The organism is Comamonas sp. C24C, from assembly GCF_053345995.1.
Genome location: NZ_JBKFBC010000006.1, coordinates 304,860 through 317,489, shown reverse-complemented (window position 1 = coordinate 317,489; position 12,630 = coordinate 304,860). Strand labels below are relative to the sequence as shown.

Sequence of the window (12,630 nt, the reverse complement as noted above, 5' to 3'; positions counted from 1 at the left end):
GGGGCTGCAGGCGTCTGGGCGGCCTGGGCTGCCGCCGGCGAGAAGGGGTCTGCCACTGCAGCGGCAGGCGTGCCTGCCGCACCACCGCCCTGCATGCCCTTCATCATTTCCTGGGCCATGCCGAAGCCCATGGCCATGGTGGCCGGAATGGTGGCTGCGGCAGCGCCTTCGCCGCCGTTGGCCATGGCCTGGCCCATCTGGTACTTCACATAGTCGTTGAGATTGCCGATGGCGCCCATGCTGGAGCGCTTGTCGATGGCCTGCTCCACCTCGGGCGGCACGGAAACGTTTTCCAGCAGGAAGCTGGTGATTTCCAGGCCGTATTTCTCGCTGACGGCCGGGTTGATGAGCTGCAGCAGTGCATCGCCCAACTCGCTGTAGCGCTGGGCCACGTCGAGTGCCGGCACCTGGGCCTTGGCCAGGGCTTCGGAGAAGATGCTGACAATGCGCGAGCGCATGGTGTCGGCAAACTCGTCGATGCGGAAATTCTGGTCCGTGCCCGCCACTTCCTTGAGGAACAGGGCGGCGTTGGTGATGCGGAAGTCATAGGTGCCGAAGGCGCGCAGACGGATCACGCCAAAGTCCTTGTCGCGCATCATGATGGGGTTGGAGGTGCCCCATTTGTTGCCCGTGAACAAGCGCGTGTTGATGTAGTAGACATCGCACTTGAAGGGAGAGTTGAAGCCGTACTTCCAGCCGCGCAGCGTGGCCAGGATCGGGATGTTCTGCGTGGTCAGCAGATGGCGGCCCGGATTGAACAGGTCTGCGAACTGGCCTTCGGAGACGAACTGCACCTGCTGCGACTCACGCACGATGAGCTGGGCGCCGTTCTTGATTTCCTTGTCTTCATCGGGCCAGCGATACGACAGCGTGTCGCGCGAATCATCGGTCCATTCGATGATTTCGATCAGTTGCTTGGTGATGATTTTCATGAAATCCATGACGTGCTCCGAAAGAGGATGACGGGAAAGGAATCATTCTAGGAGGCAAACCGCAGCGGCCGGTTCCGGGATGCATGGCAGTTGCGCGGAAATTGTTAAAAAGTGAGCGCGTAGCGCATGTCATACAACAGTTTCAGCATCGATTGATGCTGTATTTGCCTGTTCACGGGCGGTAAGCGCTAGCGTTTTGCTTTTCCACATTTTGAAATCACCGACTGGAGCCCTTTCGTGAAAATGCCTGCTGTGGGGCTGCGCAGACAGACTACGTCCGTGATCAGTGGCGCAGACTTAGAATCTACCGCTTATGCGGTCGATACCGCCCAGAACACCTCTTAATGAAGATGCCGCCCGCAATCGCCAGTGATTGCAGACGCGCGAACGTATACAAGTCATGCTGACCTTCCAACAAATCATTCTGAAACTGCAGTCCTACTGGGCCGAACAGGGCTGTGCATTGCTCCAGCCCTATGACATGGAAGTCGGCGCCGGCACTTCGCACACCGCGACCTTTCTGCGCGCCATCGGCCCCGAGCCCTGGAAGGCCGCCTATGTGCAGCCCAGCCGTCGCCCCAAGGACGGTCGCTACGGCGAGAACCCCAACCGCCTGCAGCACTACTACCAGTTCCAGGTGGTGCTCAAGCCCGCACCCGACAATATTCTCGAGCTCTACCTGGGCTCGCTCGAAGCCCTGGGCTTCGATCTGAAGAAGAACGACATCCGCTTTGTCGAGGACGACTGGGAAAACCCCACACTGGGCGCCTGGGGCCTGGGCTGGGAAGTCTGGCTCAACGGCATGGAAGTGACCCAGTTCACCTATTTCCAGCAGGTCGCCGGCATCGACTGCAAGCCTGCCACCGGTGAAATTACCTACGGTCTGGAACGTCTGGCCATGTATCTGCAGGGCAAGGAATCGGTGTACGACCTGGTCTATACCGACGGCCTGTCCTATGGCGACGTGTTCCACCAGAACGAGGTGGAGCAGTCCACTTACAACTTCGAGCATTCGAATGCCGAGTTCCTGTTCAGCGCCTTTGCGGCCCACGAAGGCACGGCCAATCAGCTGATCGATGCCCAGCTGGCGCTGCCCGCCTATGAGCAGGTGCTCAAGGCCGCCCACACGTTCAACCTGCTGGACGCCCGTGGCGCCATCTCGGTGACCGAGCGCGCTGCCTATATCGGCCGTATCCGCAACCTGGCCCGCGCCGTGGGCAAGAGCTATCTGGACAGCCGCGCGCGCCTGGGCTTCCCCATGGCGCCCAAGGCCCATGCCGACGAGGTGCTGGCCGAGCTGGCCAAGGCCGCAGAGCAGGCAGCCAAGAAAGCCGCATAAGCGGCTTCAGGCTTCATTCCGACCCATATCCCAAATTTCAGCGGCCAGCCTGGATCTAGCAAGCGCTGGCAGCTATCAAGATCATCATGAACGCATCGAATCTACTGGTTGAACTGTTTGTCGAAGAGCTGCCTCCCAAGGCGCTGCAAAAGCTCGGCGATGCTTTTGCCGCTGTCATCTTCGAGCAGCTCAAGGCCCAGGGACTGCTGGCATCGACCGAGTCGCGCCTGACGGCCTACGCGTCGCCCCGCCGTCTGGCCGTGCACATCACCGAAGTGCTGCCCCAGGCCGAAGACAAGGCGGTCTCGCAAAAGCTGATGCCTGTCTCCGTGGCGCTGGATGCCGAGGGCAAGCCCACGGCTGCACTGCTGAAAAAGCTGGCGGCCCTGGGTGCCGACGAGTCCGCCGTGGCTGCTCTGAAGCGCCAGGGCGAAGGCAAGGCCGAAGCCCTGTTCTACGAATCCACGGCCAAGGGCGTGCTGCTGACCGATGGCGTGCAAAAGGCGCTGGACGAAGCGCTGGCCAAGCTGCCCATCCCCAAGGTCATGCGCTACCAGTTGCAGGACGGCTGGACCAGCGTGCACTTTGTGCGCCCGGCCCACGGCCTGGTCGTGCTGCATGGCACCCAGGTGCTGATTGGCGTGAAGGCCCTGGGCCTGACGGCCGGTGCCGCCACGCATGGTCACCGCTTTGAAGCCGCTGTGGACCCCGTGGTCATCCAGAACGCCGACAGCTATGCCGAGCAACTGCGCGAAGAGGGCGCCGTGATCGCCAGCTTCACCGAGCGCCGTGCCGATATCGCCCGCCAGCTGCAGGCCGCCGCCGAACGCATTGGCGGCGACGTGCGCCCCATCGACGACCCGGCCCTGCTGGACGAGGTGACGGCCCTGGTCGAGCGCCCCAATGTGCTGGTCTGCGAATTCGAGAAGGAATTCCTGGCCGTGCCCCAGGAATGCCTGATTCTGACCATGAAGGCCAATCAGAAGTACTTCCCGCTGCTGGACGCCAACGGCAAGCTGACGCATCAGTTCCTGATCGTCAGCAACATCCAGCCCCAGGACGCTTCGGCCGTGGTCGGCGGCAACGAACGTGTGGTGCGCCCCCGTCTGGCCGATGCCAAATTTTTCTTCGACCAGGACCGCAAGAAGACCCTCGCCAGCCGCGTCGAGCAGCTGGACAAGGTGGTCTATCACAACAAGCTGGGCACCCAGGGCGAGCGCATCGCCCGCGTACGCGCCATCGCCAAGAGCATTGCCCAGCAACTGGGCAACTCCGAGCTGGGCCGTCTGGCCGATCAGGCCGCCATGCTGGCCAAGACCGATCTGGTCACCGACATGGTGGGCGAGTTCCCCGAGCTGCAAGGCATCATGGGCCGCTACTACGCCCAGAACGACGGCCTGGATGTGGCTGTGGCGGACGCCATCGAAGACCACTACAAGCCCCGCTTTGCCGGCGACGAACTGCCACGCGGCGATGTCGGCGTGATCGTGGCCCTGGCTGACAAGCTCGAAACCCTGGTCGGCATGTTCGGCATCGGCAACCTGCCCACCGGCGATCGCGATCCCTTCGCCCTTCGCCGCCATGCGCTGGGCGTGATCCGCATGCTGGTCGAAAAGGATCTGGAGCTGGATCTGGAAACGCTGCTGGTCAGCACCTTGCCCGCCTTTGGCGACAAGATCCAGGACGCCACGCCCCAACTGGTCGAATTCATCTACGACCGTCTGGCCAACATGTTCCGCGAACAAGGCTATAGCGCCCAGGAAGTGGAAGCCGTGCTGGCCCTGCAACCCCAGCGCCTGTCCGACGTGCAAAAGCGCCTGGAAGCCGTGCGCGCCTTCGCGACCCTGCCCGAAGCTCCGGCCCTGGCTGCGGCCAACAAGCGCGTGGGTAACATTCTGAAGAAGGCCGAAACCGATGTTCAGCCCCAGGTGAACGAAGCGCTGTTGGTGGAGCAGGCTGAAAAAGACCTGTATGCGGTGCTGCAGCAGGTGGCGCCTAAAGCTCAGCAACAGTTTGCAGCAGGTGATTACACCGCCAGCCTGCAAACCCTGGCAGCATTGCGTGCCTCGGTCGATGCATTCTTTGAGCAAGTCATGGTGAATGCTGAAGAGCCGGCTCTCAAGGCCAATCGACTGGGGTTGTTGGCGAGCCTGCACATCGCAATGAATCGAGTGGCTGATCTGGCAAGGCTGGCTGTATGAGCTGAGCTAGGCCTATGCTTGGCAAGGGTCTGCGTAGGTCTATCGGAGGTGATTCAACCGTGATGCGCTACTTTGAATGCCTGCGGTTCCTGAAAATGCTTTTGCAGGTCCCTTCTGAAGCGATGTAACCGCAGATGGTAGCTGACCGGTGATTGTGTATTGAACGCTTTCGGCAACCGGTGGTCCCGCTCGCCCTTCGTGCCATGTGATTGTGTGAGTGACGTGCTTCAGGCTGTATCGTTTTGTCAGATGTCTACGTAGGATTCTTATGATTTTCATGACTGGCGATACGGGGTTGATGGTGGCACTGTTTTTGAGCCATGTCCGTCACAAATAATGAGCTTGTCGCAAATTTCGACGAAGTGGCCAGTTCCAGAAGCTGCAGAGCTTGACCTAATGGAGAAGATGCCGGTGGACGAAGGTAGGCCGCACACAATGCGTTCAAAATCCACGCGGCTGAATCTTTCCGGCGTGCTCGGCCATGCTCTTGCCAGAAGAGCTGGTCGGCATGTATTGCTGGAACTCGGTCAGCGACTTTGTATCCCCATGAAAAGAAATGAGTGCCTGAATGTCTTTGAAGCGCAACACGCTGTGGAATCTGGCGGGCACAGGGTTGCCTTTGTTGCTTGGTGCGCTCACCATCCCTTATCTGATCAGGACGGCTGGCGTAGAAGCATTCGGCGTGCTCACCCTTGTCTGGGCTCTGATCGGTTATTTCAGTCTATTTGATTTCGGCCTGGGTCGTGCACTGACCCAGCAAGTTGCGGCAGTCCGCTCAAGTGGTCTTCTGGCGCAACTGCCGGGTTTGGTGAAGACAGGCTTGTGGTTCACGGCGGCAGCCGGGGTGATCGGTGGACTTGTTCTTGCGTTGCTGGCTGACCAACTGGCTTTTCATTGGCTCAAAGTCAGTGTGACACTTCAACCCAGCACCTATCAGGCATTGCTGGTTGCGAGCATTGGCATTCCTTTAACCACTATTACGACCGGTCTGCGCGGGGTTCTTGAAGCTTATGAGGACTTTAAGGTCGTCAATCTGCTGCGCATTGGCCTCGGTGCAGCTAATTTCGGGCTGCCTGCGTTGAGCGTGATGTTGATCAGCACTTCGCTGGTCTGGATGGTCGCCAGCTTAGTGACCGCGCGGGCGGTGGTACTGGTTGCCCATTTGTGGCTGATGCACCGAAGGCTGCCTGCCGATTGGGTGTCAGGGCAGTTTGAGAAGCACAATCTGAAAGGTCTTTTGTCTTTCGGTGCCTGGATGACAGTTTCCAACATCGTCAGTCCATTGATGGTCACGGCGGACCGGTTTGTGATCTCTGCCGTTTTGGGGGCCAGCATGGTGGCTTATTACACCGTGCCTTACGAAGCGCTCAGTCGCGTATTGATATTACCGTCTGCCTTGACTTCTGCTCTTTTTCCTCGGCTTGCCTTTGTAATGGCGACCGATTTTTCGCAGGCGCGTCGGCTTTATAAGAGATGTCTTTTGGGGGTGACTGCCGCCATGGTGCCTGTCTGCATAGCCATCGCATTGCTGTCCCAATGGGGTTTGACTCTTTGGCTTGGAGCCGATTTTTCTGAGAAATCATGGCTTATCGTGTGCATCATGGCTGCAGGAGTAATGCTCAATGGCATTGCATTCGTACCATTTGCAAGCATTCAGGCCTCCGGCGATGCTCGTAGCACAGCGCTTCTGCATGTGCTGGAGTTGCTGTTCTATATTCCGCTCCTGTTTTTCGGTCTCAAGATGTTTGGACTAGTTGGGGCTGCTGTAGCTTGGGCTGCAAGAGCAGGGGTTGATCTCGTGGCCCTGTTGATCATCGAGAAAAGCAAAGCAAGAATTTTGATGAGCTCGGATTATGATAAGTAACGATACTATCGCAGTAATCATATGCTTTCACCCTGACCATAAGAAGCTGGTCAAAATGATTGGAAGTATCAACCAAAGTGTTTCAAAGATTATTATCTTCGATAATGGAGGTGTTAATCATGAAGAACTACGGAGTGTTTGTAGCAAGGTGGAAATTGTTTCTCATGGAAGAAATGCGGGATTGGGAGTTGCATTGAATCATGGGTGTGACGAGGGTTTTAAGGGGGGCTGCAGATTCGTGGTTTCCTTTGATCAAGACAGCAGCCCTCCGAGCGAGATGATTGACGCCCTCAAGCGTGAGTTGCTTGCTTATCAGAAAAAGGATTCGCGGGCCATTGCGATAGGTCCGCAGCTGATCGACTGCAGAAATGGCCACGATCATGTAATGCCGTTTATCCGTTTTAGTGGCCTGAAGACCGAAAAATGGAGTGGAGAGGGCACGAAGCCGGTTTCACATCTGATTACCTCAGGCTGCATGATTGATGTCAGCCAATGGGATGCCTTGGGTCGCTTTCTTGATGATCTTTTTATCGATTATGTAGACAACAATTGGTGCTGGCGTGCAGAAAGAAAGGGCTATGTGCTTTTGGGGACGTCGCTGGCAAAAATGCCGCATGAGTTATCGGAGAGTATCGAGAAGAGAGGCATTATCTCTGCAAATAAATACAGCCCTTTCAGACGGTATTTTCAGATGAGAAATGCTGCTTATCACCTGTTTCATGAACACCTCGCATTGGCTCAACGTCTTTATGTGTTGCGAGCGATGGCTGTGACATTGGTGTCATCACTGATATCAGATGCGTCTACAGTTAAATCAGTGCGACAATGCCTTCGTGGACTGGGACATGGCATGCTCGGGAAGTTGGGACCATGAAACAGAAAGAGGCAATCTGATGGTTCTTCTGAAAAATATTCAGCGCTTTTTCTTTTTTTTGTTTGCATTAGATATACTTTTCCTTGGAAGCGGCATAAATATTCCAGGATTAGGTATCAGCTCAAGGAAGATTTTTTTTGGAATTTTCTTTTGCCTATCTTTTTTTGTCTATTTTTGTGATTTTTCGGGGCGAGGAAAAATCGATGTTTTGACTATAACAATAGCAGTATTATTTTTATTTACATGGGTTTTCTTCATTCCGTTATTGGGGGGGGAAAGTTTCGCATATGCAATTTCTGATGCGATGCCGCTTATTGCATCGGGCGTTTTTTTACTGACTACGGATTTTTCTGGTTGGAATAATGCATGGAATTACATCAGAAGAATTTTGTTGATTTTTTTGTATGGATTTTCATTGCTGCATGTGATTCTTTATTTAATTTTTCTTGTTCGTCCAGATTTTCTGGGCTTTCTGCAAAGTGCATTTGCAGTAGTTCTTGATGTCGGTACTGGGGATGATGCACGCTATGTTTTCTTTACTCCCCTTGATGGAGGAGGAGTCCGTGTGTATTTCGGGTCGTCGTTCCTGTTACTGATTGGCATTTATTTTCTCTTGTCGGATGATGGTGATTTCTTTGGGCGTGGTCTTCGGTCAAAAATATTTTTTGCGGCTTTATTGGTTGGTGCACTATGGGCAACGAATACGCGTAGCTTTATGATGGGGTCGATTGCGATGTTATTGTCGTTTTCGATATTTCGTTGGCTGATGGCGTATATGAAGAAAAGTTGGTTGACAATATTCACGCTGTTGTCATTGCCATTTATGCTGATTTTTCTTCTTATTCCAACGGTTGATGTGGAAATATTGCAAATTTTCGGCCTTGAAAGAGGGGGAAGCGATGACATACGATTCATTCAACTTTATCCGTTGATGAATGCCTTTTTGGAGAATTATGTTTTTGGCCTTGGTTTTGGTGCCAGTGCTTCGTTTGTGAGAGCAGAAGATGCTCCATATGCATATGAGCTGAGCATATTGGCGTTATTTATGAAGATAGGCCTTGTCGGAGTTATGGTTGCATGTGGTATTTTTGCAACTACTCTTCGAAATATATTGTCCAGAGAGAGTGGTGGCAGCATAAAGAAGATATCGGCTGTTTACGCTTTATATTTTTCATTCATCATAAGTTGTTTTTATAATCCATATATATTTGGATTTTTTGGGACATTTTTTGTATTGTTTGTTTTGTACGAATTTTCATTCTTGGTTAAGGCGCATAAATGATAAGCGTATGCATGGCAACCTATAATGGCGCTAGGTTCATTCGAGCCCAAGTGGATTCGATTCTGGAGCAACTGGGGCCGGAGGACGAGTTGGTGGTGTGTGACGATGGATCCAGGGATCAGACATTGTCTATTCTTGTCGACTATCACGATGCAAGAATCAAGATTCATAGGAATCCAGACCAGTTGGGGCACGTCCGTAACTTTGAACGGGCGATATCACTTGCCGAGGGCGATTACATCTTTCTTTCGGACCAGGACGATGTCTGGACTCCCGACCGTGTGCGCCTGATGATTGATTCCATGAATGCCGCTCCAGAGGCTTTTTTGGTGGCCAGCAACTTCGATCTGATAGATGCACAGGATCAGGAAGTGGGGCAGTTCAGGAAATTGGGAAGGGTGAAGCCGTTCAGATGGTTACAGGTCGCTTCCATATTTGCCGGAAGATCTCCCTACTTCGGTTGCACGTTTTTGCTGAGGCGAGAAGCCTTGAGATACTTCATGCCCATTCCTAGGGGAGTCGAGTCTCATGATATTTGGTTTGCCCTTGTGGCGAGTATGTTAGGGGGCGTCGTCAACCTCCCCGTTGCAACCCTGAAGCACAGGGTGCATGACAGCAATGTGACGGCGCGTAAGCGCCGGGCGTTGACGGTGATACTGAAATCCAGGCTTGTTTTTGCTAGAGCACTTGTATTAAGGATGCCGCTCTTTTTTGGTTTCACGAAATGAAAGAGAAATTACAGATGAAGAAAAATAGCATTTTCAATAACAAGATTCTTCTTATTACGGGGGGGACGGGATCTTTTGGTAACGCGGTGCTGCGCGGCTTCATTGATTCAGATATCAGCGAAATTCGCATATTCAGTCGGGACGAGAAGAAGCAGGACGACATGCGCAAGCGCTACAACAGCGCCAAGCTCAAGTTCTATATCGGAGATGTGCGCGATGCACGTAGTGTGGAGCAGGTCATGCGCGGAGTGGACTATGTATTCCATGCTGCGGCGCTGAAGCAGGTGCCGTCTTGCGAGTTCCATCCCATGCAGGCGGTGCGCACCAATGTACTTGGGACCGAGAATGTGCTGGAGGCGGCCATTCAGGCCGGTGTCAAGCGCGTGGTCTGCCTCAGCACGGACAAGGCCGTCTATCCCATCAATGCCATGGGGATCAGCAAGGCAATGATGGAAAAGGTGATGGTGGCCACTAGTCGGAATCTCGAGGGCTCGGGCACTGTGATCTGTGGAACGCGTTACGGCAACGTGATGGCATCGCGTGGATCGGTGATCCCGCTGTTTGTTCAGCAGGTGATGGCAGGGCAAGCCATCACGATCACGGACCCCGCCATGACGCGCTTCATGATGACACTTGCAGATGCAGTGGATCTGGTGCTGTATGCCTTTGAGCACGGCAATAACGGCGACATCTTTGTGCAAAAAGCGCCAGCTGCCACGATTGAGACTCTTGCTCATGCTGTGACGGGCTTGATGGGTAAGCCTGATCACACGGTGAATGTGATTGGCACACGCCATGGTGAAAAACTGTATGAAGCCTTGCTCAGTCGCGAGGAAATGGCCTGCGCAGAAGATATGGGTGATTATTTCCGTGTACCGGCTGACAGCCGAGATTTGAACTATGGGAAATATGTGGATCAGGGACAGCAGCGCTTGACCCAGACTGCCCATGGTGAAGATTACAACTCTCATAACACCCAGCGCCTGGATGTGGATGGCATGCAAAAGCTGCTGCTCAAGCTTGAGGGGATGCAACGTATTGCCAAGGGCGAACTGGTTGACGTTGAGGAGCACTGAAGCATGAAAAAGGTCTTGATCACCGGCGCCAACGGTTTTGTTGGCAAAAACCTGCAACTGCATCTGGCCGAGCGCAAGGATGTGCAGGTACTGAGCTTTACGCGTGAGAGCGATGTGGCTCAACTGCCCGGTTTGCTGGAGGAGGTGGATTTCGTTTTTCACCTGGCTGGTGTCAATCGACCGCAAGACCCGCAGGAGTTCACCGTTGGCAATGCCGAACTGACACAGGCCTTGTGCCAGGCGGTGGGGGCAGTGGCTGTGGATACGGGGCGAAAGATTCCTGTGGTATGCGCCTCGTCTACCCAGGCGGCGCGTGACAACCCCTATGGGCAGAGCAAGCGCTCTGCCGAAGATGCGCTGTTTGCCTTGCAACGTACGTCGGGCGTGCCTGTGCATGTGTTCCGTTTGCCCAATGTCTTTGGCAAGTGGTGCAAACCGAACTACAACTCGGCCGTGGCTACGTTCTGCCACAACATAGCGCGCGATTTGCCCATTAAGGTAAATGATCCTCAGGCGCCACTGACCCTGGTCTACGTGGACGATGTTGTTGAGCGCTTCATGCAGCTCATGGACGGAGCGGATGCCGTGGTCGATGCCGATGGTTTTGCCGCAGTGGCTCCGCAATACACGACGACCGTGGGTCAGCTTGCCAGCCAGATTCAGGCCTTCAAGGACAGCCGTGGCACGCTGATGACCGAGCGTGTGGGGACTGGCTTGGTGCGGGCGTTGTATGCCACGTACGTGAGTTATTTGCCTGTGGAGGCTTTCACCTATGCCGTGCCCCAGCATGGGGACCCGCGAGGCGTGTTCGTGGAGATGCTCAAGACACCAGATTGTGGCCAGTTCTCCTTTTTTACCGCACACCCGGGCATTACACGGGGCGGCCATTACCACCATACGAAGACCGAAAAATTCCTGGTGATCAAAGGGCAGGCGCGTTTCAAGTTCCGCCATATGCAGACAGGCCAGACTCATGAGCTTGTCACCAGCGGTGACAAGGCCGAGATCGTGGAGACGGTGCCAGGCTGGACTCACGACATAACCAATATTGGCGCTGACGAGATGATCGTCATGCTCTGGGCAAACGAGGTATTCAACCGCGCTCGGCCGGATACCTTTGCCTGCCTGCTGTAACCAGCTTCGCTGAGTGCCCGGTGAGCCCGGGCGTCAGATCACTTTCCTTGCAGATCCCAAATGAAAAAACTCAAAGTCATGACCGTGGTCGGTACCAGGCCTGAAATCATTCGTCTTTCCCGTGTATTGGCTCGCCTGGACGAGAATTGCGAGCATGTTGTGGTGCACACGGGTCAAAACTACGACTACGAGCTGAACCAGATCTTCTTTGACGATTTGGGCATTCGCAAGCCGGATCACTTCCTGAACGCCGCCGGCAGCAGCGCCGCTGAGACCATAGGCAAGATCATTGCTGCCATGGATGCGGTGTTGATAGCCGAGCAGCCAGAGGCGCTGCTGGTGCTGGGTGATACCAACAGCTGCTTGTCGGTAATCCCGGCCAAGCGACGTAAGATCCCGATCTTCCATATGGAGGCGGGTAACCGCTGCTTTGACCAGCGTGTTCCCGAGGAGACTAATCGCCGCATCGTGGATCACACGGCCGATATCAATCTCACTTACAGCAGCATCGCGCGTGAGTATCTGCTGCGGGAGGGCCTGCCGCCCGATCAGATCATCAAGACCGGCAGCCCGATGTTCGAGGTGCTGACGCATTACCGCGAGCGTATCGATGCCTCAGATGTGTTGCAGCGGCTGCGACTGCAGCCAGCAGACTTCTTTGTGGTCAGTGCGCACCGCGAGGAAAACATTGAATCCGACCGTAATTTCGGCAAGCTGGTGCAGGTGCTCAACAAGGTAGCCGAAGTCTATGGCTTGCCCGTTATTGTTTCGACCCATCCACGTACGCAAAAGAGGGTGGAAGCCATGGGGGCGCAGTTTCATCCTCTGGTGCAATTGCTTAAGCCGTTGGGATTTACCGATTACAACAAGCTGCAGTTGTCCGCGCGGGCGGTGCTTTCCGATAGCGGCACTATCAACGAGGAATCGTCCATTTTGAACTTTCCAGCTTTGAACCTGCGTGAAGCACATGAGCGCCCGGAAGGCATGGAGGAAGCGGCTGTGATGATGGTTGGCCTGGAAGAGCAGCGGGTGCTGCAGGGGCTGGCGATTTTGCAGAAGCAGCCTCGGGGCGACGAACGGCTGTTGCGCCAAGTGTCTGACTACAGCATGCCGAATGTGAGTGACAAGGTAGTCCGTATCATTCACAGCTACACCGATTATGTGAATCGGGTTGTGTGGAAGAAATATTGAGACTGGTTG

The 12,630-nt window shown here is 54.7% G+C and carries 10 protein-coding genes; 9 read left to right on the top strand and 1 reads right to left on the bottom strand.

What is annotated here, in order from left to right:
- On the bottom strand, window positions 1-941 hold a 941-nt coding region (locus ACLBXN_RS13815; RefSeq protein ID WP_447612485.1), incomplete at its 3' end, for an SPFH domain-containing protein.
- A gap of 391 nt (window positions 942-1,332) precedes the next feature.
- Here ACLBXN_RS13815 and glyQ point away from each other — a divergent pair.
- The 9 genes from glyQ (at window position 1,333) to wecB (ending at window position 12,621) form a co-directional block, all read left to right on the top strand.
- Window positions 1,333-2,271: a glycine--tRNA ligase subunit alpha gene (gene glyQ, locus ACLBXN_RS13810; RefSeq protein WP_003068041.1), complete on the top strand. Its 939-nt coding sequence runs from the start codon at window positions 1,333-1,335 to the stop codon at window positions 2,269-2,271.
- Window positions 2,272-2,357: 86 nt separating this feature from the next.
- The gene (glyS, locus tag ACLBXN_RS13805) at window positions 2,358-4,472 is read left to right on the top strand and encodes a glycine--tRNA ligase subunit beta (RefSeq protein ID WP_447612484.1); all 2,115 of its coding nucleotides are present in this window, start codon (window positions 2,358-2,360) and stop codon (window positions 4,470-4,472) included.
- A 568-nt stretch (window positions 4,473-5,040) separates the two neighbouring features.
- Window positions 5,041-6,336: a flippase gene (locus tag ACLBXN_RS13800; protein WP_279873223.1), complete on the top strand. Its 1,296-nt coding sequence runs from the start codon at window positions 5,041-5,043 to the stop codon at window positions 6,334-6,336.
- Window positions 6,337-6,391: 55 nt separating this feature from the next.
- Window positions 6,392-7,210 (top strand): glycosyltransferase family 2 protein, encoded by an 819-nt coding sequence (locus ACLBXN_RS13795; RefSeq protein ID WP_447612483.1) that lies wholly within the window; start codon window positions 6,392-6,394, stop codon window positions 7,208-7,210.
- A 19-nt stretch (window positions 7,211-7,229) separates the two neighbouring features.
- The gene (locus ACLBXN_RS13790; protein WP_447612482.1) at window positions 7,230-8,492 is read left to right on the top strand and encodes a hypothetical protein; all 1,263 of its coding nucleotides are present in this window, start codon (window positions 7,230-7,232) and stop codon (window positions 8,490-8,492) included.
- Complete coding sequence (locus tag ACLBXN_RS13785; RefSeq protein WP_447612481.1) at window positions 8,489-9,220, top strand: glycosyltransferase family 2 protein; 732 nt, start codon at window positions 8,489-8,491, stop codon at window positions 9,218-9,220. Before ACLBXN_RS13790 ends, ACLBXN_RS13785 begins: the two co-directional genes overlap by 4 nt.
- Window positions 9,221-9,249: 29 nt before the next feature.
- Window positions 9,250-10,296, top strand: a complete 1,047-nt coding sequence (locus ACLBXN_RS13780) for a polysaccharide biosynthesis protein (RefSeq protein ID WP_447612494.1) — start codon at window positions 9,250-9,252, stop codon at window positions 10,294-10,296.
- A 3-nt stretch (window positions 10,297-10,299) separates the two neighbouring features.
- The gene (gene wbjC, locus ACLBXN_RS13775) at window positions 10,300-11,430 is read left to right on the top strand and encodes a UDP-2-acetamido-2,6-beta-L-arabino-hexul-4-ose reductase (protein WP_447612480.1); all 1,131 of its coding nucleotides are present in this window, start codon (window positions 10,300-10,302) and stop codon (window positions 11,428-11,430) included.
- A 60-nt stretch (window positions 11,431-11,490) separates the two neighbouring features.
- Window positions 11,491-12,621: a non-hydrolyzing UDP-N-acetylglucosamine 2-epimerase gene (wecB, locus tag ACLBXN_RS13770; protein WP_447612479.1), complete on the top strand. Its 1,131-nt coding sequence runs from the start codon at window positions 11,491-11,493 to the stop codon at window positions 12,619-12,621.
- The last annotated feature ends 9 nt before the right edge of the window (window positions 12,622-12,630 follow it).

Bases quoted from the DNA above. Each gene is read 5' to 3' on its own strand.
- glyQ (WP_003068041.1), top strand. From the start codon at position 1,333: ATGCTGACCTTCCAACAAATCATTCTGAAACTGCAGTCCTACTGGGCC.
- glyS (WP_447612484.1), top strand. From the start codon at position 2,358: ATGAACGCATCGAATCTACTGGTTGAACTGTTTGTCGAAGAGCTGCCT.
- ACLBXN_RS13800 (WP_279873223.1), top strand. From the start codon at position 5,041: ATGTCTTTGAAGCGCAACACGCTGTGGAATCTGGCGGGCACAGGGTTG.
- ACLBXN_RS13795 (WP_447612483.1), top strand. From the start codon at position 6,392: ATGATTGGAAGTATCAACCAAAGTGTTTCAAAGATTATTATCTTCGAT.
- ACLBXN_RS13790 (WP_447612482.1), top strand. From the start codon at position 7,230: ATGGTTCTTCTGAAAAATATTCAGCGCTTTTTCTTTTTTTTGTTTGCA.
- ACLBXN_RS13785 (WP_447612481.1), top strand. From the start codon at position 8,489: ATGATAAGCGTATGCATGGCAACCTATAATGGCGCTAGGTTCATTCGA.
- wbjC (WP_447612480.1), top strand. From the start codon at position 10,300: ATGAAAAAGGTCTTGATCACCGGCGCCAACGGTTTTGTTGGCAAAAAC.
- wecB (WP_447612479.1), top strand. From the start codon at position 11,491: ATGAAAAAACTCAAAGTCATGACCGTGGTCGGTACCAGGCCTGAAATC.